We start from the raw sequence: 24,436 nt of genomic DNA, 5'->3' as shown, positions 1-24,436 counted from the left end.
TAAACTAAATGTGGAATTAAATAAGACAGGGGTGCTGGTGTAAACCGGCTGAGAGTAAGGTAAACAGACCTTTAACCCGTATACCTGATCTGGATAATGCCAGCGTAGGAAAGTAGATATACAGAGTATACTTATAGAATAAAGAAGTTTTATAAGACATATGAAGCATGCGAACCTCGCCAGACATATCTGACGGGGTTTTCTTTTCGTTTTCAGGATACCTAATTCCAAGATGTGCCATAAGGCATGTCAGAAAAATTCAAAATCAGGAGGAAAAAAGTATGAATGCAAGTGTAGCAATCCAGACACTGCCGGAGGCGGCAAATGATGAGGAACTGATCCGTATCGTCGATGAGGTGATCGACTATATTAAAAGCACCGGTCTGAACTATTATGTAGGACCGTTTGAAACAGCAATCGAGGGAGATTATGATGAACTGATGGATATAGTAAAAGAGTGCCAGCATATTGCAATCCGCGCGGGCGCACCATCGGTAGCGGCTTATATTAAAGTATCCTACAAGCCGGAAGGAGACGTGCTTACCATTGAAAAGAAAGTCACAAAACACCACGTATAAAGCGGGCAGGAATTGGTCAGCCGGCTTCTGGCCGGCATTTGCCATTCTGGTGATTTTAGCCCTCTGGCAGACAGCCAGCGGGACCGGCCTGATCTCAAAGTTTATGCTGCCCTCACCGATAGATGTCGTGAAATCTTTTGTATCTGATTTCCCGGTACTGATGAGCAATGCGAAGGTAACGCTTATAGAAGCATTTGTAGGTCTTGCAATGGGTGTTTTGATCGGGTTCTTGATGGCCGTCTTAATGGACCGGTTTGAAAAGGTTTATCAGGCGTTTTATCCACTGATTATCCTGACACAGACGGTTCCGACAGTGGCAATTGCACCGCTTTTAGTTTTGTGGTTCGGATATGAGATGCTGCCGAAGGTAATTCTGATTGTCATCGTGACGTTTTTCCCGATCACCGTCAGCCTGTTGGATGGATTCCGTGCGGCGGACAGGGATACGATCAATCTGATGCGTTCAATGGGGGCGTCGAAGATGCAGACATTCTGGTTTGTGAAGTTTCCGGGTTCCTTAAGCCAGTTCTTTGCAAGTCTCAGGATTTCTGCATCCTATGCAGTAGTCGGAGCGGTGATTTCTGAATGGCTGGGAGGATTTAACGGACTGGGAGTATATATGATCAGGGTAAAGAAAGGATTTTCGTTTGATAAGATGTTTGCAGTCATCTTTCTGATATCGGCAATCAGTCTTGTTCTGATGAAGCTGGTCAATTTGCTTCAGAAAAAATGCATGCCCTGGGAAGAAACAAAATAGAGGAGAAATGGTTTATGAAAAAGAGAATTTTAGCGGTTTTACTCGCTGCGGCGCTGACTGCCAGTATGGCCGGATGCAGCGGAAAATCGGAAGATACAAAGAAATCGGGTCAGGATTCAGATAAAGACCTTACTAAGCTTACCTTTGTGCTTGACTGGACTCCGAATACGAATCACACGGGTATCTATGTGGCTCAGGAAAAAGGTTACTTTGCTGATGCAGGACTTGACGTGGAGATCGTGCAGCCTCCGGAGGACGGGGCGGAAGTTCTGGTTGCGTCAGGAAAAGCACAGTTCGGTGTTTCCTTTCAGGACAGCCTGATGCCTGCTTTTACCGGAGATGATGCACTTCCGGTCGAAGCCGTTGCGGCGGTTTTACAGCACAACACATCCGGAATTATTTCCCGCAAAGGGGAAGGTATGGACCGTCCAAAGGGATTGGAGGGCAAGAAATATGCCACATGGAATCTGGAACTGGAAAAGGCTACTCTGCAAAATGTTGTTGAAGCGGACGGCGGAGACTTCAGCAAAGTGGAACTGATTCCCAGCACCGTGACGGATGAGGTGTCAGCACTTCAGAGCAAGTCTGTGGATGCAATCTGGATTTTCTATGGATGGGCGGGGATTGCGACAGAAGTTGCAGGTCTGGATACCGACTATTTTGCATTTAAAGACATCAACAGTGCCTTTGATTTTTATACACCGGTCATCATTGGAAACCGTGAATGGATGAAAGAAAATGCGGATACAACGAAGGCATTTTTATCTGCGGCAAAGAAAGGCTATGAATTTGCAATCGAGAATCCGAAAGACGCCGCCGACATCCTGTGCAAGGCAGCGCCGGAGCTTGATCCTGACCTCGTACAGGCAAGTCAGGAATACATGAAGGACCAGTATAAAGCAGAAGTCAGCCAGTGGGGATATATCGATCCTGCAAGGTGGAATGCTTACTACAACTGGATCAATGAGAACGGCCTGTCAGAAGAGGAAATCCCTGAAAACACAGGTTTTAATAACGATTATCTGGAGTAGAAAATGGCAGAACTGATAGTAACAGATGTGACAATGTCCTATGAAGGGCAGAACATTATTGAGGATATTTCCATAGAACTGCATGAGAACGAGCTGGTCTGTCTGTTGGGAGCTAGCGGCGGAGGGAAGACGACCCTGTTTAATGTGATTTCCGGTCTGAATATACCGGATAAGGGGAGGATATTGCTTGACGGGCAGGATGTCACAGGACAGCCGGGCCATATCAGCTATATGCTGCAGAAGGACCTGCTGCTTCCCTACCGTACGATCGAAGATAATGCGGCACTGCCGCTTCTAATCAAAGGGGAGAAAAAGAAAGCGGCCAGGGAGAAAGTGAGCCCTTATTTTGAAGAATTCGGGCTGGAAGGAACGCAGAAGAAATATCCGCATCAGCTTTCAGGAGGAATGAGACAGAGGGCAGCTCTTCTTCGGACTTATATGTTTTCGAAAGATGTCGCCCTGCTTGATGAACCGTTCAGCGCACTGGATACTCTGACGAAAAGCGATATGCACAGGTGGTATCTGGATGTCATGGATAAGATCCGGATGTCCACATTGTTTATCACTCATGATATTGACGAGGCAGTCCTGCTGTCGGACCGGATCTATCTTCTGACAGGGGTCCCGGGAAAAATTACAGAAGAAATCATGATAAAGGAACCAAAACCCCGGAGGAGGGATTTCAATCTCTCGGAGGAATTTCTGGGATACAAACGGATGATTATAGAAAAACTGTAATGAAAAACAGCAGGTAAATGAAAGCGAAAACAGAATGGACAGGGAACAGACCTGTCAGAAAAAGATACGTGCGGGTATCTGCCGGCAGAAAAGTCAGGCAGATACCCGCTATTTTTGTATTTACATTTGTATGACGTTTGTTTCGCTAGATGTCTGTTTTCGTTGGAAGACTTTTGTGTTTTAAAATTACAGGATTCTATGATATAATTAAAACTAATTAAATGAATTCTTTTATGAAAACGAACCGAATGAGAAAAGGAGTATGAAATATGAGTACAAAAGGCTATAAATGCCCGTGTTGTGGTGGAAACCTGGTGTTCAGCAGTGATACCCAGAAGCTTGAATGCCCTTCCTGTGGCAATAAAGTCAGTGTGAATGCAATCCGGCAATATGCAGAGATTGTAGAATCAACTGATGGCCGGGGAGATACATATGAATGGGAGGAGGGCTCCTCGGAAAACCCGATACAATGGAAGGTAAAAGAAGACGGTACGAAAGTCTATACCTGTCCTTCCTGCGGCGGAGAAGTGGAGGCTGATGAGACTACGGTATCTACAACCTGCCCATATTGTGACAGCCCTGTGATTCTTCCGGAACAGGTGTCAGGAGAGTTCAAGCCAGACCTGATTATCCCTTTTATGTTGGATGAGGGGGCCGCAAAAGAGGCGTATAAGAAGTTCTGTAAAGGGAAGAAGCTTTTACCTAAGGCTTTTCGCTCTGAGAATAGAATTAAAGAAATCAAAGGGATTTATGTCCCATTCTGGCTGTTCAGCTGTCAGGCAGAGGGGACAATGGTTTTTGATGCACAGAAAAGAAAAAAATGGAAAGATGATAGTTATGAATATACACGAAATGACTATTACCTGTTGTCAAGAGAAGGGGAGATGAGCTTCGAACACGTACCGGTAGACGGCTCCACTGAAATAGACGACGCATATATGGAATCCATAGAACCTTTTGATGCAGGAAAGGCAGTAAAGTTTCAGGAGGGGTATCTGTCAGGCTATGAAGCTATGAAATTTGACCTGTCTAAGGAAGCGTGCCGGGGCCGGGCTGAGGAAAGGATAAAAAGCACATTTGAAGATGCCCTGATGAAGTCTGTCAACAAAAAGGAATATAGTGCCATTACACAGAAAAGCTGCAGTATTACTTGCAGAAAAGGAAAAATAAAGTATGCATTGCTTCCGGTATGGCTGCTGAATATAAAGTACAAGGATCAGATATACCGTTTTGCAATAAATGGACAGACAGGGAAACTGGCAGGAGAACTCCCAGTTGATAAAGGCCTGTTCTGGAAATATGCACTGGGTGTGTTTGCGGGAAGCAGTGCAATTATATACATACTCATGATACTTTTCTTACTATAAGTGCCGGAACAGGAAATGCATCAGAAAATATGGAGACTATATATGATGGAAGAGGGACAGAAAATGAAAAGAATACGATTTTTTGCGGCAGCATTGATTTGCCTGTTTCTGGTAAATATAATACCGGTATCAGCCAGTGATGTAGTTGATCTGCCGAAAGTGATTGACAATGCGGAACTTCTAACGGATGAAGAAGAAGCAGAATTAACTGGGCTAATTAACACGATTGTTACACAATATCAGATAGATGTCGTACTGGTAACGGAAACTCAAAGGCAGGAGGCGGATGTCCAGGCCGAAGCTGATATGTTGTTTGACAGTAATGGGTACGGGATTGGGGAAAAGAAGGATGGAGTGCTGTTTTTAGTGGATATGGGCGCTGGTGAGTGGTCCATTTCAACGCATGGAGATGTGATTAATCTGTTATCTGACTATGACATGAATGCGTTGGGGCAAAATGCGGCACAGAGTTATTTTTCCAATGGACAGTTCGGTGCCGGATTTAAAAGCTATCTTGAAGCACTAACCCAAAAATTCGAAGAGAAATTGAATCCTCCAGCAGACAGTCAAAATGCAGTGGAGGGAAGTCCGGATACAGATGCAGGGAGACAAACTGCGGGCAATCAGCCGTCAAACAGCGGCTTGCCGGCAGACAAGCAGTCTAATGTGCAGGTGGAAGAGGCAGAGGCACCTAAAACACCTGCTGCTTACATAGTTCCTGCCCTTATATTAGGGCTGATTATATCCGCCGTCTATATGGTTGTGATGCGGCTAGGAATGAAGACGGCATATAAACAACAAAATGCCGATGTATACAGGCGTAAGGATGTTTCTGCGCAGATTCGCAGGAATGATGTGCTTTTAACGAGTGATGTAAAAAAAGTTCCTGTAAAACAACAGAGGCAGGAACCGCCAGAGAATTATAATCAGTCCCGGTATCAGGAACCGTCTGAACGTTATGATGAGAGAAGACGTAAAGAACCGCCGAGACGTCAGGAACCACCGAAACGCCAGAATACGTCAAAGTACAGTGAGACCCACACTACGGTCCATACGAGCAGGAACGGTGAAAAGCATGGGGGTGCGAGCGGTCGTTTTACTCAGGAGAAGCCAAAGCAAAGCAAGGCTGATACAACGGTCCATACAAGCAGGAGCGGTGAAAAACATGGCGGAGGCAGCGGTAAGTTCTAAATCGGGGAGAATGCATACATAGAAGAAGTAAGAGTGTTCCGGTTTACGGGATATTCCGTGAACCGGAACCTAAAATTTGAATCAGGAGGCAGGAGGATATGGGATTATTAAAGGCAGGAATCGGAGCGGCGTCGGGTGTACTGGCAGACCAATGGAGGGAATATTTTTATTGCAGGTCTATGGAAGCGGGCGTTATTGTCACAAAGGGGGTAAAGCGCACATCCAAGAGGAGTTCCAATAAGTACGGAGAAGAAAATATTATCAGCAATGGCTCGATTATAGCGGTCAATGAAGGACAGTGTATGATCATTGTGGATCAGGGTGAGATTGTTGCATTTTCTTCAGAACCCGGCGAATTTGTATGGGATAATTCTTCAGAACCCACTATTTTCTGGGGCGGCTTTGATCAGGGAGTCGCAGATACTTTCGAGAAATTCTTGAGCCGTTTCACGATGGGCGGGGATACCGGGAGTGACCAGAGGGTTTATTTTTTCAATACAAAGGAACTTTTAGGCAATAAATACGGTACTCCGAACCCGGTGCCGTTCAGGGTGACAGATCAGAATATAGGGCTGGATATGGACATTGCAATCCGTTGTTTCGGGGAATATTCGTTCCGCCTGAGTAATCCGATTCTGTTCTATAAAAATGTCTGCGGAAATGTGGAAAAAGAATTTACTGCAAAGGACATGGAAAGCCAGTTAAAAAGTGAACTGCTGAATGCCCTTCAGCCTGCTTTTGCACGGATTTCAGAGATGGGGATCCGCTACAGTGCGCTGCCCGGCCACACAATGGAACTTACAGATGCCCTGAAGGATATTCTTTCAGGTAAATGGAATGATACAAGAGGGATTGAAATGGTATCCATTGCGATCAGCAGTATCCGTGCATCTGAAAAAGACGAGGCATACATTAAGGAACTGCAGAGGTCTGCTGTATTCAGAGACCCGACTATGGCAGCCGCATATCTGACAGGCGCGCAGGGAGCCGCTATGCAGTCGGCAGCCGAGAACAAAGAAGCAGGGCCTGCTATGGCATTTATGGGGATGGGAATGGCCAATCAAATGGGTGGAATGAATTCCCAGAACCTTTATCAGATGGGAGAGCGGGAAAAAGAGAGCCGGCAGTATAACGGCCAGCAGCAGAACCGGCAGAATGAACAGCCTGCAGCAGACGGCTGGAACTGCAGCTGCGGAGCCATTGGGAATAAAGGAAAATTCTGTTCAGAGTGCGGAGCTCCAAAACCAGTACAGGAAACAGGGTGGAGCTGTAGCTGCGGAACAATAAACAAAGGAAAATTCTGCACGGAGTGCGGTGCAAAAAAGCCTGAGGGGGTTCCCCAGTACCGTTGTGATAAGTGTGGCTGGGAACCTGAGGATATGACGCACCCGCCTAAATTCTGCCCAGAATGCGGAGATCCGTTTGATGATGGAGATGTTGTTTCAAAGTAAGGGTAAGAATCAAATTCCAAGTATAGGGTTTAATTATCAGGATTCTATCAGGATTCAAAAAACAAAAAGAAGCTGCTGCGGCAGCTTCTTATCTTTGTCTTTCTTTCGTTTTTACGATGACTCCATTTTTAGTTCCAACGATGATTTTCTCGCATATCGGACTGAAAAATCCGGTTTCCAGAATGCCGGTTATTTCTTTCAGTTTATGTGCCATGATTCGATAATCCATATCAGCGTTTCCAGCCAGGTCAAGAATATAATTCCCATTGTCAGTGGTAAATATTTCGCCGTCCCGCGTTCGAAGCTCCGGGATAAATCCAAGGTCCTTTATTTCTTTTTCGGTAAAATGGTATCCGAAAGGCGCAGTTTCTACAGGAAGTGGGACGTGGCTTAAGTGGGGCATGAGTTTTCGCTCATCCATGATCCAGATGACCCGCTTTGCTCTGGTGGCAATCACCTTTTCGCGGAACAGGGCACCTCCGCCTCCTTTGACTGCCTGATATGCAGGATCTATCGCATCGACTCCGTCTATTGCCAGATCGATTTCTCTGACTTTTTCTATATCAACGAGTGGAACCCCATTTTGCCGGGCCAGATCTTCCGTGGCACGGGAGGTTGCCGTGGCATGGATCTGAAGGCCCGCGGCGGCCAGCTCGCCGAGATGTTGAACCAGATAGTAAACAGTGGAGCCGGTGCCCAGTCCGAGCATCATGCCGCTTCTGATTTCTTCTGCCGCCTTCAGGGCAGCGGCCTTCTTTAATTCTTCGGTCATTTTATACCAGCCCCCTTTTCGTTTTTATTCCATCCACTGGTGCCCTGTGCGCGCCAGAAATTCATTGGACTCTTTCGGACCGTGTGTTCCCGGGGCATAGGGATAAACCTTTAGCCCTTTTTTTGTAAAAAGTTGTTTCAGCTGTTCGATATAATTCCAGCTGATTTCGATCTGATCCCACTGTGAGAACCATGAACGCTCGCTGTTTATGCATGCGGTGAGAAGCCGCTCATAAGCCTCCGGGGTGTTCAGCTGATGTACAAGATCGCAGTTCTGGCAGAAATCCATTTTTGTCGGGATGATATCATCGGTATCGCCGGGGCGTTTGATATTGAACTGGAGGTAAACGCCTTCTGTCGGCTGGATTTTGATGATCAGGACATTTGGCTCCACTTCCGGCATAGAACGGCGAAAAACGATAGAAACTTCCATCTGCCGCGTGCCTGTCTTTTTCCCTGTCCGGATATAAAATGGCGTCCCTCTCCAGCGTTCATTGTCAATGTAGAGCCGCAGTCCGGCAAAGGTTTCTGTGTTGGAGTCAGGGGATACCAGAGATTCTTCACGGTAACCTTCATACTGGCCCAGCACAAGTGTATCTCCGATGTCTGCCTGCCCCACAGGACTGAGGGATTTTAGTACTTCCACCTGTGCGGTATGCATATGGGTACTGTTGAATACTTCCGGCTGCTCCATTGCAACGATTGAGAGGATCTGGAAAAGGTGGTTCTGTACCATATCCTTCAGTGCGCCGCTGGCATCATAGTAACCGCCTCTTGTCTCCACACCCATGTCTTCCAGAGCAGAGATTTGCACGGACTCGATGTAGCGGGAATTCCAGATGTCGGTAAAGATCGGGTTGGTAAATCTTATTGCCTGAATATTGCGGACCATTTCTTTCCCCAGATAATGATCGATGCGGTAGATCTGCTCCGGGCCGAAATGACTCTCCAGTTCTTCGTTTAATTTTTTCGCGGCCTCAAGGTTTTCGCCGAACGGTTTTTCTATGATGACCTTCCCCTGACATGCCCCTTCCACCGTTTTTAGTCCGTCTGCAATCACGGAAAAGAATCTGGGGGCTACGGCAAGATAGAAGATATGTGAGGCGATGTCGTCCTTTGAAAAATATTCATCAAGACGCCGGTAATCTTTCGGGTTCGACAAATCCATGCGGAAATAATCGATCTGACCGGAAAATGCGTTGAAGGTCTCTGCGGAATAAGGGAGTCTGGAAAATTTCTTTACCCAGTCATTTGCCAGAGCCCGGTAAGAGCCGCTGTCGTAATCCCTGCGTCCAATAATGACGATACGGCTGTTTTCCGGCAGCTTGCCCGTGTTGAACATGGTATAGAGGGCTGGCAGCAGTTTCCGGAAGGTCAGGTCTCCGGTCCCGCCGAAAATGGTGATATTTGTATGGATTTTCATAGTGATTCCCTCCATTCATGGTGAAATGCCCCATCCCTGTCTGTTCGTTCGAAGGTGTGGGCGCCGAAGCAGTCCCGCTGTGCCTGAATCAGGTTTGCACCGCTTGCTTTTGAGCGGAACTCATCCAGATAGGATACTGCATTTGCAAAAGCAGGAACCGGCAGGCCATTTAATATGGCCGTGGAAACGACACGCCGAAGACTGTTCTGGTTCTGATTGATCCGTGCGAGGAAGAATTTATCGAGGATCAGGTTTGGAAGTCCTTTGTCTCTATGGTATGCTTCCGTGATATTGTTTAAAAATGCAGCCTGAATGATACACCCCGCCCGGAAAATGGATGCGATCCTGCCGAGATCCAGATTCCATTCAAATTGTGCGGATGCATCCTTCATAAGGGCAAAGCCCTGGGCATAGGCAATGATTTTCCCAGAGTAGAGGGCTTCGCGCACCATCGAAGCAAACGCTTTTTTATCACCTGAATAAGGAATGTTTTCTGCATTTTGTGCCGGAAGGGTATCCGGGATCAGCCCAGAGGCTGCTTTTCTCTGTTCCAATTGATTTGACATTACGCGTGCGTTGCAGGCGGCCGTGATCATGGAGATGTCGACTCCCTGATGGAGGGATTCGATGCTTGCCCATCGCCCGGTCCCTTTTTGCTTTGCACTGTCCAGAATGTGGTCAATTAAGTAACCCGGGGCAAGATCATCTTTCTCACGGAAAATATCCGCGGTAATCTCGATCAGATAGCTCTTCAGTTCGCCTTCGTTCCACTCATGGAATGTTGCAGCTAGTTCCTCATTTGTGAAACCTCCTGCGTATTTTAACATTAGATAAGCTTCTGCGATCAGCTGCATATCTGCATATTCAATCCCATTGTGGACCATTTTTACATAGTGGCCGGCACCTTTTGGACCAATGTAGGTACAGCATGGCTCGTTCATCGCCTTTGCTGCGATTGATTCCAGAATTGAGCTTACTTCCTCATAAGCCTCCCGGCTGCCTCCCGGCATGATGGACGGCCCGCGCCGTGCCCCTTCTTCACCGCCTGATACGCCGACACCGAGATAGCGGATGCCCTTTTCCTCAAGCTTTGCAAAGCGGCGGTTGGTATCCTCAAAGTAAGAATTTCCTCCGTCCATGACGATATCTCCGGCCTCCAGCAATGGGGTGAGCTGGTCAATCACGGCATCCACGGGCCGGCCGGCCTGAATCATCAGAAAGATTTTCCGCGGTTTCTTCAGGGCTGCAAGGAGGTCTTCCAGGCTGTAGAATGCCCCGAGATTTTCGTGGGGGTGTTCTTTCATCACCTGTTCCGTTACTTCCGGGCTGCGGTTATAGCCGGCTACTTTAAAACCATGATCTGCCATATTCAGTGCAAGGCTGCGTCCCATGACGGATAATCCGATTAATCCTATATCAAATGTCTGTTTCATATTCTATATTCTCCTTTTCAATTTGTTTTCTCGTTATAATGGTTCTGAACAGTTATGCCTCGTTTAATACAATGCTTACTGCTTCGGGGGCAGGAATTCTGGAACACTCTGGTCCGATCATCCCACTGTCCGGATCGACGGGGAAACAAACGAGTCCGCCTTCTGTGCGGTTTGCAGCCAGAAGGTACGCCCCGTTTTCTGTCAGTACAAAATCTCTCGGGTGAATCCCGCCGCTTCCGGTCTGCTGGATCAGCTGTACCTGACCTTCCTGAACCTGAAAAACAGAAATAATTTCTGTAAAACGGGTGGATACATACAGATGGCGCTCATCCGGTGAAAAACGGATTGCCGCGCTTGCAGGAGACTGTAAAGACTGCTTTGTCTGTTCCTGCGTCAAGAGAGGGGTTACAGAGAGCATCGTCATCCGGATTCCACTCTCAACACGATAAACGTACAGCTCGTTGCTTAATTCGCTGACGACAAAAAGATACCGGTGATCCTTCGAGAATATCCCGTGTCTTGGGCCGGTTCCCGACTGGAAAAATATACTTCCGGCAGGACAGTAGTCCCGGCTGCGGTCAAAAATCCGGATCTCATCCTTAAGGAGGCAGGGAACCAGCATATAATGTTCATGGAGCAGAATCTGATGGCATCCCGCACCAGGGGCAATGTCAATTCTTTTGTACAAAATAAGGCCGCCGTCCGTTTTTTTATAGATCAGGACAATACCCTGATGATAATTGGCCGAATAAATAAAATCCCCGTCCTGAGTAACAAAGCAGGCTGTCGTTTCCTCTTCGTAAATCTTGCCTGCCAGAGAGGGCTCACCTCTCCCAATATCCAACAGACTCATCCCGGCCTCATCCCCTGACTTCACCGGGGCGGCCAGCAGATTATTGTAAAGTGACAAATACTTACAGTCCGGCAGTCTGTAGAACAATTCCGGCCCGGAGAGAATCCCAGTGTCCTTATTAAGCGTAAAACGGTAAATTCCTTCACTCAGCGGTGAGGAATAAGTCCCCAGATAACCAGTAACCATATTTATATCAGAATGTTTCATAAAATCTCCTTTCTGGCATATATTGTAAACAAAAATATTACAGTTCTTAACTGTAATTATAGGTGTTACAGTTAAAACTGTCAAGTGTTATTTAGTAGAAAATTTCAAAGGGGTCTGACCCCTTTGAAAATGTGCACTTTCGCCTTAATTTCCTTTTTTCGTGAGAGTCTTCTTAATCTGTACTTTTATAAAATAGCTTTCCAAAAAATATAAGTTTCAATACCGTTTTATTCATGTATTTTCTTTTCTTGACTTTTTAATCTTACAGGCGTAAGATAATATAAATATTACAAATGTAAGAAATTGGGATTGTTTATGAAAAGAAAGGGGCAGACTGAATATGAAGAAAATGAGATATGTAATATCAGCATTATGCATTTCAATACTGCTTATCTCTATTTTAGTATATGCAGGCAGAATATCTGAAAGGACAAAAGGGGACAGGAATGAAAACACTGGCGGCTCTGAGTCTTCTGAGTCATATGTACAGGAAGAACCGGACGAATACGAACCGGAATTGATTACCATAAGCAGCGAGGAGGAAAAAAGAATAAGAGAACATATACTGGAAGCAGTGGAGCCATGCTGGAATATTTATGAACAGGCAGATAAAGGGAATGCAGATAATGTAGTTCTGCCGGACCAGATTATGGAAAAACTTGCCTGCCGTCTGGCAGATAATGGATATACAGTATCCTGCGGAGGAAACATTTGTAATATGCAGAATGAAGAATTGCTGGATGTGGTGTTAAAAAACGCTTCAGCCGGAGAAGAAGCCGAAGCAGAATTTTTCCACATTACAAAAAGTGGCGTTTTTGAATGGAGACGGCTTGAGTTCAAGAAAGGAGAGATGGTTATGACCTGTGCAGGTGCTGGCTGGTCCCGGGGGGAGGAACCTCAGAAACTCCGTATTTCTTATATGGAAAAACAAAAAGTTTATGACTGGCAGTACACAGAAAAAGGCTGGCTCATCATAGAAGCATCCAAGTCTAAAAACCACGAGATGGACATGCACAGCATGTTCCGGGTGCTTCCACTTCCGCAGGAATGCCGGGAATACTGCAGCAGATATATCGTGCCTGTAAGCTACATGGGGAACAACCTCTTCCTGACAGACTGGGATGAGGCAAGTATAGATAAAGTTGTATTTAATGACGTTTTTGAGTTTTTATATACAATGGAAACAGGAAAAAAGTATGAGGAACAGGAATATCCGGATGGTGTGCCAAAAGAACTGTATGAATCAGTCATAACATCTTACTTCCCCATATCAGCATCTAAGCTGGAGCAATTTCCGGGATATTCAGAAGAAAAGCAGACCTACAGCTGGGAAGCAATGGGCTGCGGAACCGTCATCCCACAGCCCCAGCCGTTTCCCGAAGTAGTAAAAGTCACAGAACAGGAAGACGGTACCGTAATCCTGACTGTTGATGCCGGATTACTACAGGCGGGCACAGACCGTGCATTCACACACGAAGTCAGAATAAAGTCCGATGATGAAGGAAATATGCAGTATATTGGGAACCACGTACTGGAGTCAGAAGAGAATAAAATGCCGGGATATATGCCCCGAATGAGCTATCAATAACGCATTCGGACATTTGTTCAGGAAAAGATTTCCGTTAAGACAAAATCATTAATTTAAGAATATTCTGAAAATGGAGCGCAAAAGGGTCTGACCCCTTTGCGCTTTTTTGCGGTTTTTTCTGAAAAAAAGATTGTATCTTTTGCGTTAATTCGCTAAAATGTATGTAGTATCGATCCTTCGCGGCAGTTGCCAAGTGGGAATAAATATGAGAGAGAGGTTACTTTATGGATGGTTCAATGTTTATCGGAACATGGTGGTCGCTGGTACCGCCGCTGCTGGCCATTATTCTGGCTTTTGTTACTAAGGAAGTATACAGTTCCCTGTTTATTGGTGTTGCAGTGGGGGCGTTGCTGTATACGGGATTCCAGCCGTGGGATTCTTTTGTGGCATTCTTTGAGATCATGAAGAACAGCATGAATCTGAATATTTTGATTTTTGATGTGCTGCTCGGAATGATTATTGTACTGATGTCCAAGTCGGGAGGGTCTGCCGCATATGGAAACTGGGCGGGCAGCAAGATTAAGACGAAGAAGAGTGCGCTTCTTGCAACGACGGGACTTGGTGTGCTGATTTTTGTGGATGATTATTTTAACTGCCTGACTGTTGGGTCTGTTATGAGGCCGGTTACTGACAGGTATAAGGTGTCCAGGGCGAAGCTTGCATATATTATTGATGCGACGGCGGCCCCGGTCTGTATCATCGCACCTATTTCCAGCTGGGCTGCAGCAGTAAATTCCTATGTGCCTGAAGATGCAGGCATTACAGGATTCCAGTTGTTTTTGAGGACAATTCCTTATAATCTGTATGCACTGCTTACTCTGGCGATGGTATTGTATGTCATCATTACCGGTTTTGATTTCGGACTGATGAAAAAGCATGAAGATAATGCGGCAAGGGGAGATTTATTTACGACCGGTGCGGAAGAATTCGAGCAGATAAAAGAAGAGACATCTTCTTCCAAAGGCCGGGTGATCGACCTTGTCCTGCCAGTAGCTGTTTTGATTGTTTCAGCAATTGGTGCCATGATTTATACAGGGTTTCTTGGAGGCGCAACAGATATAGTGACAGCTTTTTCTGGCTGTGATGCCGAGACAAGCCTGATCTTTGCGACGATGATCACAATCCTGTTTATGCTTGTTTTATACCTTCCGAGAAAGGTCATTACATTCAAAGGCTTTATGAACAGTTTTGTAGAAGGGTTTAAACTGATGATACCTGCGGTAGCGATTCTGATCTTTGCATGGTCCCTGAAGGGAATGGGCGATGCACTTCAGATTGCCGACTTTGTAAGAGGAATTGTGGGTGCAAATGCATCTGCAAGTATTTTAATTCCGGCAATCATGTTTGCAGTTGCTATCTTCCTGGCTTTTTCAACAGGAACATCCTGGGGAACTTTTGCAATCCTCGTGCCGATTGTAGTAGCAATGTTCTCAGGCGGAGAGAATCTGGAAATGATGGTTATTGCAGTTTCAGCGGTACTGGCCGGAGCAGTCTGCGGCGATCATGTATCCCCGATATCTGATACGACGGTCATGTCATCGGCCGGAGCACAGAGCAACCATATCAACCATGTATCCACGCAGATGCAGTATGCAGTCATAGTTGCTATCGTGTGTGTAGTCGGCTATATCATCGCCGGATTCGTGAAAGTATGGTGGATTACACTTGGCCTGAGCATGGCAATTCTCCTGATCGTGCTTACCTTTATGAGAAAATATACGGGGAATAAAACAGAAACGGTGAAAGCAGATGATTAAGATTGATGTACCTTACATAGACCAGAGTGTAAAATATCCGACCGGATGCGAGAGTGTATCGGCAGTTATGCTCCTTCAATATTTGGGCGTATCAGTTACAGTCGATGAGTTCATAGAAAAATATCTGGAACTGAGTGGATTTGAGGAAAAAAACGGAGAACTTTACGGTCCGAACCCATATGAATGCTTCTGCGGAAGTCCGTACGACGAAGAATCCTTCGGCTGTTATGCACCTGTTATATGCAGGGCGCTTCAGAAAGCGGCCGGGGATGACTATGAGATTATTGATGAGACAGGCACGCCGGTAAGGCAGCTTCTGGAAAACTATGTAGATCAGGGAATGCCTGTCATTTTCTGGGCATGCATCAACATGCGTGAACCAATCACAGGACCATGCTGGAAGCTACATGACTGTGATGAGACTTTTACGTGGATATCCAACGAGCACTGCATGCTTCTGGTCGGTTATGATGAGGAAGGATATTATTTCAACGATCCATATGAAAATAACGGAGTAATCCGCTATCCGAAAGACGTAGTGGAAGACCGGCATTCGGCACAGCATTCACAGGCCGTTGGGGTTAGAAGAAAGTAAATATCTGTGTATCTTTATTACTTGGACCCGCTAATCCGGGTCCACTTTTTTGATCCGAAGAAATTCGGACTTGTTTATTTTCTGAATATATCAACTGCATGGCTTGTAATGCCGGTTAAATCTTCGCGTTCGCAAGTAGCAAAATGGTATTTCAAAAATAGTTCAAAGTTGTCATTATCCATCATATCTAAAACTTCACGCATAAAAGGGGCACACCCGTCAGACGCTACATAATGCAGGCGGGTAATGTCAAACGTTAGTTACACGGATTGCTTCACGAAGTGCCTGTTGTTTATCTTCTGTATTATAAAGGTGATACAGAGGACCTAAGAGCAGGGTAATATCACATTTGTCATCCTGAAAAGCAGATAAATCCATTGCATTTCCCTGGGTGATAGTGATGTGTTCGTCTGGTCGTGTATTTTGACGGAAAATCTCAATATTATGTTCTACCAATTCAACGGCCTCAACGGTATATTCCTGTTGTGCCAGTGCGTGGGAATACCGGCCTGTTCCGGCGCCAATTTCAAGTATATGGCTGTCTGGTTCCAGATACATCTGTATGTAACGCATAGTAGTGAGAAACTCAACTGATCCATGTTTTGATAAAAGTCGTCCGTCCTCATCATAATGAGTATAAAAATCGATTAAATGCTGGTTTGCTTCCATATTGCACCTTTCCATAATTCGTTTTTGAATATCAAAATGATAAATCCCAATCAGGTTTTTCTTGTTTTATAAAAGCCGACAATGTATTTCCTACCATTTTCTCAGTATTGATTCTGTCCAGTGATATTTTTTTCGTTGCTGTTAAGACGGCTATGCCATGTGTATAAAGAAATAAATCCAGAAAAATGACTTTAGCCCGTTCAGGTTCTATCCCGGTCATTTCCAAGAAAATCCCGGCTTTATTTTCATTGCCAGCCTCTTTATAAAAATCTTTTGGGTCAGTCATGTCCAAATCCATATCGTTTATAAACAGAAGCTTAAATAAATGTGTTTCTTCCCGGGCAAAGGCAATGTATGAGAGGGGCAGGGTTAAATAAGGGCTGACAACTTCAGAATTTCTATAATGTGTGACGTACTGTTCGTAGTATTCATATGCAAAGACAAGAAATTCTTTTTTTAATTCATCCATGTTTTCATAACAAGTAAAAATCGGGCGGGTTGAACATTGTAATCTGCCGGCGATACATATTAAATGTAAATACAAAAAAGCAGGGCAGAATAGCTTTACGTCATACTGCTCTGCAAATTTTAAAATCTTATACCGGCCACGGGTCTGTCAGCATCCTTATTTTGTGTACCAGATGATAGTTCTAAAGAAGATGAATTCCATTTTCAAGTGCACAGTTTACAATATCCTCGGGCCATATGGAAGACTGGACCTCCCCTATATGTGCCTTTCTTAAATAGTACATACAGATTCGTGACTGTCCGATTCCGCCGCCCACTGTATAAGGCAGTTCCCCATTCAGCAGGGCCTTCTGGAACATCAGTTCCGCGCGGTCCTCGCATCCGGCAGCCTTCAGCTGTCTTCTGAGAGCATCCTCGTCAACCCTGATTCCCATAGATGTCAGTTCCAGTCCGATATCCAGAACCGGGTAATACACGATGATATCCCCGTTTAATTCCCAGTCATCATAGTCAGGTGCACGTCCGTCATGCTTTTCTCCCGATGTCAGCGTCTTTCCGATCTGAGAAATAAAGACGGCTCCCTTTGCCTTGGCAACCCGGTGCTCCCGCTCCTTAGGAGTCAGATTCGGGAACATATCCTCCAGTTCCTGAGAGGTAATGAAGAAAATCTCATCAGGAAGCCACGGCTCGATATAATTATACCGTCTTGATATGTATTCCTCTGTCTCTTTCAGGGCACTGTAAACCTTGCGGACCGTATACTCCAGAGTCTCCATGTTCCGTTCTTCCTTAGAAATGATCTTCTCCCAGTCCCACTGGTCAACATAAAGAGAATGGATATTATCCGTATCCTCATCCCTGCGGATCGCACTCATGTCTGTATAGAGCCCTTCCCCTGAATGGAAATCATAATTCTTTAGTGCATAACGTTTCCACTTTGCCAGAGAATGTACAATCTCAGCCGGAGCATCATCCTGCTCACGTATTCCGAAAGACACCGGTCTTTCCGTCCCGTTCAGATTATCATTCATACCAGATTCCGGGCGTACAAAAAAGGGCGCCGAAACACGGGTTAAATGCAGTGACTTTGCAAGTGACCGCTCAAAATGGTCCTTGATCTCTTTAATCGCGACCTCCGTCTCACGGATTGTAAGAGGAGAGGAGTATCCCTGGGGGATCGTTAAATGTTCCATAATAAAAACTCCTTTATCTTTTCTAATCTAAATACAAGTATAGTGTGCTGTAAACTCAGATATTCCTATTCTACATTCTCAAAGTAAAGAAGTCAATGTTAAGGTTGAACAAGGTTTAGACTGGTGGGGGGGAGACGCAAAATAAAGGGACAGCCGCCAGCCTCCCATCCGTCCACAAGACTAAAATTCTTTCGCAGATCTGTATTGAAAGAATGTGAAGTGTGCAGGAACTGGCTCCGGATTTGGCGAGGTGGCATATAAAGCAAGGAATGTCCCGGTGAAGTTCTGGTACTGCATTGCTTCTGTTGAGAGAAGCTGTGTCCTCCCGCTTCCCAAACGATATTCTTTACCATCAGACAGGACTGAGAAATGATATCCGGTTCTGGAGGCGAACATTTGTATTATAAAAGTATCAGCATGCATTATCATTTTCTCACCGGTCCATTCGATGTCACCGACCTTCTTTCTTAAGAAACAGACTGTTTTCCCGTTTTCTGATGTGACAGCCACATCGTAATGATGTTCCGGTGTCTGGTAAACAGTAAATCCTGCTTCGTCTGATTCGCTTGGAGTAAATGTCATTCTAATTTCAACACTACAGTTAAAATGACGCTGCCGGATGCCTAGCCAGACGGGTGATTTCTCTTCGTTTAAGGTATTGGCAGCTCCAACGAGAATCACACCTTTTCCATTTGCGGCGGGAAAATGATAATTCTGCATGCGTGGATTGCGCAGGAAATTCCACTGCATGTCTAAGGTATCCGAAGAAAAATCATCTGTAAAATCTGGAATATCTTCCTGTACCACATTTGAAAAAACACCTTGCAGAGAGGTACTCTCACCAATACAGCCATTCTGATTCACAACCGGCCACTCCTCTTCATCCCATGTGACCGGTACCAGCATAGTTTCACGGCCAAGGTGGTGCAGTTTACCAAGAGAAGTCCGGAAGCCGTGTACGATCAGCCACCATGTACCGTCGTGAGCCTGAAACAGATCACCATGCCCCGTACCCTGAATACATCCACTTTGTATGATCTGGTAATTCTGTGACAGGACAGGGTTATGTGGACAGGGTTCATACGGTCCCCGTATATTGCGGGAGCGTGCAATTGAAACCTGATGTCCATATTCAGTCCCCCCTTCTGCAATCATCAGATAGTACCAGCCGTTGACCAGATAAGTATGAGGACCTTCGGGAAAGGTCCTGCCCGTTCCATGCCAGATGATCCTGAGTGGCTCTCTCAGTTTCCCAGTATCCAGATCTATGCAGGCCTGTCCGATTCCCTGTCCCTCTTTGTCCCATGCCACACAGCTAAAATACACAGAACCGTCTGCATCAAAAAATAGCGAGGGATCTACACCACCGATAGAATTCCCGAGGTGGTCTGTGATCCATACAGGCTCGCTGTACGGACCTTCTGGACGGGACGCAGTTACATAAAAGTGGTTCCCGTACTTTGAGCACCTGTTGGAAGTGATCATATAAAACTTGTGGTTAAACAAACGGAGTGTAGGGGCATAGATACCATCTGAGGTCACGGCATCCTCCAAAGATAGCTGGGAATCGCTGGCCAGACAATAGGAAATCTGTTTCCAGTTGATCAGGTCACAGCTGTGAAAAAGTGGGACGCCGGGATAATACTCAAAGCTGCTGAAAGCGGCATAGTAATGGCTGCCGTCCCGGCAGATGCTTGGATCGGAATAAAATCCTGGAATGACGGGGTTGGTGAAGGTATTTGGTATTGATGTATTTTTCATAATTGTCTCCTTTTATCTAGTGGGAATTACAGAGGGATTTTATTCAATATTATAACAACAAAGAAATGTTATAGCTAAAGATATTTTATTGAATACTTATGATTTTTTGACGATTGTTTTCAGTAAAATAAAAAATAGAAAAGCAGTAATTGAATCAGGAGCTAAAGTATGCTAGGATGAAATCATTACATTCAGAAGCAGATAATGAGGGAGATGATAGCATGACCGGAGAATTGCCGGAGGCTCTGAAGACATTCCGTCAGGAGTTTGATATCCGCGTATTTATAGACCGCAATAAAGGAGAATGGCATATGCCTATGGAATGGCATATCCAGCTTGAATTGTTCATCTGTATCAAAGGCCGGGGGAAATATTATATAGGAGATAAAGTGTATGCTTTTGAGAAAGGTGATATTTTTGTAATCAATGACAGTGAACTGCATAAGAGCGCAATATACGAGAATGAGTATTTTGACGCTTTCATCGTTATGTTTTCTGCGGAAAAAATGTTTAAGAACCAGATACCTTCGAGTGATTTGGATTTGCTGGATATATTTTACAGAAGGCCGGGCACCTTCAGCCATTTGTACAGGCCGGGGCCTGAAAAGCAGAAAGAATATCAGGGGATGTGCGATCTTATGCTGAAGGAGTATGAAGAAAGGCGGGAGGGGTACAAGGATGCCCTGCGTGCCCTGCTTACCTGGATGCTGCTGGAATTACACCGTGAATATTTCAGAAATGAACAGCAGAACGTGTGCTACACGGTGGGAGAAAAACTGAAGCATAAGAAGATTATATCTGAGGTACTGAATTATATTGAGCAGCATTACAGAGAAGATATGAATCTGGGTGAACTTGCAGAAATGCTCTATGTGAACCAGTCCTATCTGAGCAGAGAGTTTAAAAAAGATACGGGATATTCGATGATTAAATTTATTACGAATAAGAGAATACGAGAGGCAAGAAGTTTACTGTGTGATACAGATATGCTGATTACTGACATTGCAACTTCCGTAGGGTACAATAATATCACTCATTTTAATGCAATGTTCAAAAAGGAGATCGGAATAAGTCCAAAAGAGTTTAGAAAGCAAATGAATACAGCTAAGTAATAAAAAGAAGGCTATCGCATACGAAAAAGTTATTTGAGGTATGGATAGTTTTCTTTTTTTACATAACAACGTCAAAAATGATGAAAAATCCGGCAAAAGACTTAAAGGATATTTCAGGGAATCTTATTATACTGGGATTATCAGTTAAGCGGGAAGAGAGTCTCTATTCCAGAAGGGAGGAAAGCAGCATGATTATCAAAAAGAAAAGAAGGAGGCAGGAGTCTTGAAAACTGGGAAGATTAGAAATATGGGAAGATTTACGGTGACAAGAAAAAGACGCAGACTTCTTTTTGTATTAAGTATTCTGGTTCCGATCTGTATCTGGTTTTTTGTTTTTATGATACTGCCCATATTTTCAGTTGTATTTTACAGCTTTACGAATGCCAATATGGCTTTTAGTGACTGGAAATTTGTAGGCTTTGAACAGTACATAAAAATGTTCACTGAAGATACTTTGTTTCCGATCGCTGTGTGGAACACTGTAAAATCAGTCTTAATTATTGTTCCATTGACGGTAGTATTGTCCGTTACGCTGGCGTTAGGGATTAATTCCATTAAGAGTAAGCTGAATAAGTTTTTCACATTTGTCTATTTCCTGCCGTCTATTATTTCGATGGTGGCCATCTGTATGGTATGGAAATGGCTTTATCACCAGCAATACGGCATTATCAATGCAGTGTTGGGATTCTTCGGTTTCCTGCCGCAGCAGTTTCTTAACTCGGGCGGACAAGCCCTTTTCTGTCTGTGTGTCATTCAGGTATGGGCGCTGATCGGCTATTATGCAGTTATTCTGGTGGCAGCGATACGGGGGATAGATCTCTCCCTCTATGAAGCCGCAGAAGTAGACGGTGCAAACGGGTGGAGGAAAACATTCCATATTACGCTCCCTTTGATCCGGCAGAATGTTTTCTTTGTCTGCATTATGGCAACAACACAGGCATTCATGATTTTTACACCGGTAAAAGTACTGACGGACGGCATGCCCGGTACAAGCACTTATGTGCTGATGCTGCACATTATGAACAGAGGCATCAATAATAATGATATCGCTTATGCATCTGCGATGTCTCTGGTGCTGATGGGCATCATTCTTGTATTCAGTCTGTTCCAGCGTCTGATAACGAGAGAAAAGAAAGAATTGGCTTAAGGGGGAGAGAAATGACGAAAAAGGTGAAAAAACTAAAACTTGGAAAAATAATCGTGCTGCTCCTGCTGAGTCTGGGGGCGGTCACTATGATTTTCCCGTTTATCTGGATGCTTCTGTCCTCCCTGAAAGGGCAGATGGAACTTCTCAGAATGCCGCCTACATTCTGGCCGGAGCGCTTCAGATGGGAAAATTACAAAAAGGTCCTGGAAGCTATCCCGTTTTTTAAATATTTTGCAAACAGCCTTATTACCGCGCTGGTCAATACATTCGCCGGAATCATGACGAGTGCCCTCGCCGGGTATGTATTTGCAAAGTACAAATTTAAGGCAAAAGAATTCATATTCTGGGTGATGATTGCATGTATGATGATACCATATGACACGCTGATTATCCCTCTTTACAAAATAATGGTCAGGTTGCACTGGACAAATACATATCTGGTTCTGACAATTCCGTTTTTTGTAAATATTTTTGGTCTGTTTATGATGCGTCAGTTTATGGAATCCATACCGGATGACTATATAGAGGCGGCGGAAATCGATGGCTGCGGCCAGTATAAGACATTTTTCAAGGTGGTTCTTCCTATGGTAAAGCCGGCTGCGGCTGCTTTGTTCATCTTTATTTTCATGGGGAGCTACAACTCCTTTCTGTGGCCCTTGATCAACGTAAACAGCAGGGAGTTGTTTACGCTTCCAATAGGTATGGCATCACTGACTACGGACAAGAAGAGTGAATTCGAGCTTCTCATGGCAGCATCCACAATGGCGGTAGTGCCTGTATTTGGTGTATTCTGCGTGGCCCAGAAACATTTTGTGGCAGGACTGACAATGGGAGGTGTAAAAGGCTAAGGGGATTAAAAGCAAAGAAGTAATGTACAGAGGCAATTCAAAATGAAAGAGAGGAAAAGATCATGAAAAAGAGAGAAAGAGTAATTGCGATACTTATGGCAGCTGCACTGGCGGGTGGAAGTTTATCGGGATGCGGAGGAAAAGGTGACGATACGAAGGCGGATTCTTCAAAAGACAGGGATAAAATTGAAATATCCTTCTGGACGCAGGACTCCACAACATACATGGGATGGTTTAAAGAGGCAGTAGACAAGTTTAATGCACAGAGTGATACCGTAAAGGTAAATGCAGAGTATTTTCCTAATTTTTCGGATAAACTGACACAGGCTTTTGCGGCTGACCAACAGCCAGATGCGGCTTTTACATGGCAGAGTATTACACCTTGGGCAAAAGCCGGGAAACTGGCCCCGGTTTCAGGGGAATGCCTGACAAAGGAGGAGATGGAGAACCAGTTTTATGAAGGTGCATTGAAAAACAAAATATATGAGGATGAATATTATTGTGTCCCTGCTGAAATCAATGTAGAAAGCCCCAGCTTATTTGTTAATATGGACCTTTTAGAGAAGACGGGGAAGGAACTGCCGGCTTCCTGGGTGGAAAACAATGGCCCGGCTTCCTGGGAAGAGCTGGCTGAGTTCGCAAAAGAAGTCACGGTAAAAGAGGGGGATACGGTAACACAGTCGGGGCTCGCATATGCTTATTCATCATGGGAAGCGATGTTTGCCTCTCTGATCTGGCAGTATGGCGGTGATTATAGGGATGAGGAGAACAGTACGGTCCATTTCGATACAGAAGAAGGGAAGAAAGCGGCAGAATTCATGCTCAAATACTGCAAAGGTGAAGAAGCCGTATCCGACAGCGGTACATCCCGGTATGACCTATTTACACAGGGATCCGCAGTTATGTGTATAGGGGCCCCGTGGTATGCAAGCAGCTTCGATACAGATGCAGAAGGACTGAATTACCAGGTATTTAACATGCCGTCTTTCGTGGAAGGATCTGATCCCTACTGCGTTGCAACAGGCGGCTGGGGATATATAGTATCAGGCAAAACCGATGAAAAAGTGCAGAAAGCAGCATGGGAGTTTGTAAAATATATGACAACGACAGAGATGACCGAAAGCTGGGCTTTGGGTACGGGGGCATTGTCGGCAGATCAGAATGCATTCAAAGATCTGGAATACGATCCGGAGAAGGGATCTGTTGAAAAGTGTATAGCAATTACTCAGGATATCCTTCCTTACGGACAGGAAGATGGTGCCTACACGCTGGATGCATCTCAGTTATTATATACCATCTGTAGGCAGCAGCTGCGCCAGATGGTAGAAGACGGAGACATTGATGCAGCCCTTAAGACGATGGAAAAAGAAGGGAACGCAATGATTGAAACCAATTTGAACAGATAGAAGGGTACAGATAGAATCAGGGGTGAGAGAAGAGCAGGCGTTCCCCTTAGGCGGGGCCTGTTATGAAAAGAGTCTTCTCCTCCCCGCAGCTT

General features: G+C 45.0%; 21 protein-coding genes, 1 pseudogene and 1 riboswitch. Of the genes and pseudogenes, 14 read left to right on the top strand and 8 right to left on the bottom strand.

Annotated features, from left to right (window positions below; translation table 11 throughout):
* Positions 1–17: 17 nt before the first annotated feature.
* Positions 18–129, top strand: a riboswitch (TPP riboswitch).
* Between the two features lie 152 nt (positions 130–281).
* The 7 genes from DWX43_RS14065 (at position 282) to DWX43_RS14035 (ending at position 7,113) form a co-directional block, all read left to right on the top strand.
* Entirely contained in the window at positions 282–578 is a 297-nt protein-coding gene (locus DWX43_RS14065) for a thiamine-binding protein (RefSeq protein ID WP_118620723.1), read from the top strand.
* A gap of 43 nt (positions 579–621) precedes the next feature.
* Positions 622–1,335, top strand: coding sequence for an ABC transporter permease (locus DWX43_RS14060; RefSeq protein WP_243099316.1), 714 nt, complete (start codon positions 622–624; stop codon positions 1,333–1,335).
* Between the two features lie 14 nt (positions 1,336–1,349).
* Positions 1,350–2,366 carry an ABC transporter substrate-binding protein gene (locus tag DWX43_RS14055; RefSeq protein WP_118620721.1) on the top strand — a complete coding sequence of 339 codons (1,017 nt, stop codon included), beginning with the start codon at positions 1,350–1,352 and terminating at the stop codon, positions 2,364–2,366.
* A gap of 3 nt (positions 2,367–2,369) precedes the next feature.
* Positions 2,370–3,104: an ABC transporter ATP-binding protein gene (locus DWX43_RS14050; protein WP_109731656.1), complete on the top strand. Its 735-nt coding sequence runs from the start codon at positions 2,370–2,372 to the stop codon at positions 3,102–3,104.
* A 269-nt stretch (positions 3,105–3,373) separates the two neighbouring features.
* The gene (locus DWX43_RS14045) at positions 3,374–4,471 is read left to right on the top strand and encodes a hypothetical protein (RefSeq protein ID WP_118620720.1); all 1,098 of its coding nucleotides are present in this window, start codon (positions 3,374–3,376) and stop codon (positions 4,469–4,471) included.
* Positions 4,472–4,534: 63 nt separating this feature from the next.
* Positions 4,535–5,662 (top strand): TPM domain-containing protein, encoded by a 1,128-nt coding sequence (locus DWX43_RS14040; RefSeq protein ID WP_182440703.1) that lies wholly within the window; start codon positions 4,535–4,537, stop codon positions 5,660–5,662.
* A 98-nt stretch (positions 5,663–5,760) separates the two neighbouring features.
* The gene (locus tag DWX43_RS14035; protein ID WP_118620718.1) at positions 5,761–7,113 is read left to right on the top strand and encodes an SPFH domain-containing protein; all 1,353 of its coding nucleotides are present in this window, start codon (positions 5,761–5,763) and stop codon (positions 7,111–7,113) included.
* An 88-nt stretch (positions 7,114–7,201) separates the two neighbouring features.
* Here the strand turns inward: DWX43_RS14035 and rpiA are convergent, their stop codons facing one another.
* Genes rpiA through DWX43_RS14015 form a run of 4 tightly spaced genes read right to left on the bottom strand, consistent with a single transcriptional unit; the run spans position 7,202 to position 11,800 of the window.
* Positions 7,202–7,885, bottom strand: coding sequence for a ribose-5-phosphate isomerase RpiA (rpiA, locus tag DWX43_RS14030; RefSeq protein WP_118620717.1), 684 nt, complete (start codon positions 7,883–7,885; stop codon positions 7,202–7,204).
* A 24-nt stretch (positions 7,886–7,909) separates the two neighbouring features.
* Positions 7,910–9,307 (bottom strand): glucose-6-phosphate dehydrogenase, encoded by a 1,398-nt coding sequence (zwf, locus tag DWX43_RS14025; RefSeq protein WP_118620716.1) that lies wholly within the window; start codon positions 9,305–9,307, stop codon positions 7,910–7,912.
* Positions 9,304–10,740: an NADP-dependent phosphogluconate dehydrogenase gene (gene gndA, locus DWX43_RS14020; protein ID WP_118620715.1), complete on the bottom strand. Its 1,437-nt coding sequence runs from the start codon at positions 10,738–10,740 to the stop codon at positions 9,304–9,306. Before gndA ends, zwf begins: the two co-directional genes overlap by 4 nt.
* A gap of 52 nt (positions 10,741–10,792) precedes the next feature.
* The gene (locus tag DWX43_RS14015) at positions 10,793–11,800 is read right to left on the bottom strand and encodes a beta-propeller fold lactonase family protein (protein WP_118620714.1); all 1,008 of its coding nucleotides are present in this window, start codon (positions 11,798–11,800) and stop codon (positions 10,793–10,795) included.
* 340 nt (positions 11,801–12,140) lie between these two features.
* Here DWX43_RS14015 and DWX43_RS14010 point away from each other — a divergent pair, with 340 nt between their 5' ends.
* From DWX43_RS14010 to DWX43_RS14000, 3 genes are all read left to right on the top strand, one after another.
* On the top strand, positions 12,141–13,388 hold the full coding sequence (locus DWX43_RS14010; RefSeq protein WP_118620713.1) for a DUF6070 family protein: 1,248 nt from the start codon (positions 12,141–12,143) through the stop codon (positions 13,386–13,388).
* Positions 13,389–13,612: 224 nt separating this feature from the next.
* Positions 13,613–15,145: a Na+/H+ antiporter NhaC family protein gene (locus DWX43_RS14005; protein WP_118620712.1), complete on the top strand. Its 1,533-nt coding sequence runs from the start codon at positions 13,613–13,615 to the stop codon at positions 15,143–15,145.
* On the top strand, positions 15,138–15,740 hold the full coding sequence (locus DWX43_RS14000; protein ID WP_109731951.1) for a C39 family peptidase: 603 nt from the start codon (positions 15,138–15,140) through the stop codon (positions 15,738–15,740). Before DWX43_RS14005 ends, DWX43_RS14000 begins: the two co-directional genes overlap by 8 nt.
* A 74-nt stretch (positions 15,741–15,814) precedes the next feature.
* Here the strand turns inward: DWX43_RS14000 and DWX43_RS13995 are convergent.
* The 4 genes and pseudogenes from DWX43_RS13995 to DWX43_RS13980 all read right to left on the bottom strand — a co-directional run bounded on the left by DWX43_RS13995 (position 15,815) and on the right by DWX43_RS13980 (position 19,831).
* A pseudogene (locus DWX43_RS13995) lies at positions 15,815–16,409 on the bottom strand (class I SAM-dependent methyltransferase).
* 31 nt (positions 16,410–16,440) lie between these two features.
* The gene (locus DWX43_RS13990; protein ID WP_118620711.1) at positions 16,441–16,878 is read right to left on the bottom strand and encodes a WHG domain-containing protein; all 438 of its coding nucleotides are present in this window, start codon (positions 16,876–16,878) and stop codon (positions 16,441–16,443) included.
* A 181-nt stretch (positions 16,879–17,059) separates the two neighbouring features.
* Positions 17,060–18,070, bottom strand: coding sequence for an aspartate--ammonia ligase (gene asnA / locus DWX43_RS13985; RefSeq protein ID WP_109731954.1), 1,011 nt, complete (start codon positions 18,068–18,070; stop codon positions 17,060–17,062).
* Between the two features lie 180 nt (positions 18,071–18,250).
* A complete protein-coding gene (locus DWX43_RS13980) occupies positions 18,251–19,831 on the bottom strand; it encodes a glycoside hydrolase family 43 protein (protein ID WP_118620710.1) in 1,581 nt (526 codons plus the stop codon).
* A 221-nt stretch (positions 19,832–20,052) separates the two neighbouring features.
* Between DWX43_RS13980 and DWX43_RS13975 the strand changes: the two genes are divergently transcribed.
* The 4 genes from DWX43_RS13975 to DWX43_RS13960 all read left to right on the top strand — a co-directional run bounded on the left by DWX43_RS13975 (position 20,053) and on the right by DWX43_RS13960 (position 24,344).
* Complete coding sequence (locus tag DWX43_RS13975; protein WP_182440702.1) at positions 20,053–20,943, top strand: AraC family transcriptional regulator; 891 nt, start codon at positions 20,053–20,055, stop codon at positions 20,941–20,943.
* Between the two features lie 223 nt (positions 20,944–21,166).
* Positions 21,167–22,090 carry a sugar ABC transporter permease gene (locus DWX43_RS13970; RefSeq protein ID WP_118620708.1) on the top strand — a complete coding sequence of 308 codons (924 nt, stop codon included), beginning with the start codon at positions 21,167–21,169 and terminating at the stop codon, positions 22,088–22,090.
* Positions 22,091–22,101: 11 nt separating this feature from the next.
* Entirely contained in the window at positions 22,102–22,938 is an 837-nt protein-coding gene (locus tag DWX43_RS13965; protein WP_118620707.1) for a carbohydrate ABC transporter permease, read from the top strand.
* 62 nt (positions 22,939–23,000) lie between these two features.
* Positions 23,001–24,344 carry an extracellular solute-binding protein gene (locus tag DWX43_RS13960; RefSeq protein WP_118620706.1) on the top strand — a complete coding sequence of 448 codons (1,344 nt, stop codon included), beginning with the start codon at positions 23,001–23,003 and terminating at the stop codon, positions 24,342–24,344.
* Positions 24,345–24,436: the final 92 nt, after the last annotated feature.

The sequence above is a fragment of the Clostridium sp. AF19-22AC genome, assembly GCF_003479085.1.
Lineage (GTDB): Bacteria > Bacillota > Clostridia > Lachnospirales > Lachnospiraceae > Faecalicatena_A > Faecalicatena_A orotica.
This window is presented reverse-complemented; position numbering and strand designations above follow the sequence as displayed.

Bases quoted from the DNA above. Each gene is read 5' to 3' on its own strand.
- DWX43_RS14065 (WP_118620723.1), top strand. From the start codon at position 282: ATGAATGCAAGTGTAGCAATCCAGACACTGCCGGAGGCGGCAAATGAT.
- DWX43_RS14055 (WP_118620721.1), top strand. From the start codon at position 1,350: ATGAAAAAGAGAATTTTAGCGGTTTTACTCGCTGCGGCGCTGACTGCC.
- DWX43_RS14050 (WP_109731656.1), top strand. From the start codon at position 2,370: ATGGCAGAACTGATAGTAACAGATGTGACAATGTCCTATGAAGGGCAG.
- DWX43_RS14045 (WP_118620720.1), top strand. From the start codon at position 3,374: ATGAGTACAAAAGGCTATAAATGCCCGTGTTGTGGTGGAAACCTGGTG.
- DWX43_RS14040 (WP_182440703.1), top strand. From the start codon at position 4,535: ATGAAAAGAATACGATTTTTTGCGGCAGCATTGATTTGCCTGTTTCTG.
- DWX43_RS14035 (WP_118620718.1), top strand. From the start codon at position 5,761: ATGGGATTATTAAAGGCAGGAATCGGAGCGGCGTCGGGTGTACTGGCA.
- rpiA (WP_118620717.1), bottom strand. From the start codon at position 7,885: ATGACCGAAGAATTAAAGAAGGCCGCTGCCCTGAAGGCGGCAGAAGAA.
- zwf (WP_118620716.1), bottom strand. From the start codon at position 9,307: ATGAAAATCCATACAAATATCACCATTTTCGGCGGGACCGGAGACCTG.
- gndA (WP_118620715.1), bottom strand. From the start codon at position 10,740: ATGAAACAGACATTTGATATAGGATTAATCGGATTATCCGTCATGGGA.
- DWX43_RS14015 (WP_118620714.1), bottom strand. From the start codon at position 11,800: ATGAAACATTCTGATATAAATATGGTTACTGGTTATCTGGGGACTTAT.
- DWX43_RS14010 (WP_118620713.1), top strand. From the start codon at position 12,141: ATGAAGAAAATGAGATATGTAATATCAGCATTATGCATTTCAATACTG.
- DWX43_RS14005 (WP_118620712.1), top strand. From the start codon at position 13,613: ATGGATGGTTCAATGTTTATCGGAACATGGTGGTCGCTGGTACCGCCG.
- DWX43_RS14000 (WP_109731951.1), top strand. From the start codon at position 15,138: ATGATTAAGATTGATGTACCTTACATAGACCAGAGTGTAAAATATCCG.
- DWX43_RS13990 (WP_118620711.1), bottom strand. From the start codon at position 16,878: ATGGATGAATTAAAAAAAGAATTTCTTGTCTTTGCATATGAATACTAC.
- asnA (WP_109731954.1), bottom strand. From the start codon at position 18,070: ATGGAACATTTAACGATCCCCCAGGGATACTCCTCTCCTCTTACAATC.
- DWX43_RS13980 (WP_118620710.1), bottom strand. From the start codon at position 19,831: ATGAAAAATACATCAATACCAAATACCTTCACCAACCCCGTCATTCCA.
- DWX43_RS13975 (WP_182440702.1), top strand. From the start codon at position 20,053: ATGACCGGAGAATTGCCGGAGGCTCTGAAGACATTCCGTCAGGAGTTT.
- DWX43_RS13965 (WP_118620707.1), top strand. From the start codon at position 22,102: ATGACGAAAAAGGTGAAAAAACTAAAACTTGGAAAAATAATCGTGCTG.
- DWX43_RS13960 (WP_118620706.1), top strand. From the start codon at position 23,001: ATGAAAAAGAGAGAAAGAGTAATTGCGATACTTATGGCAGCTGCACTG.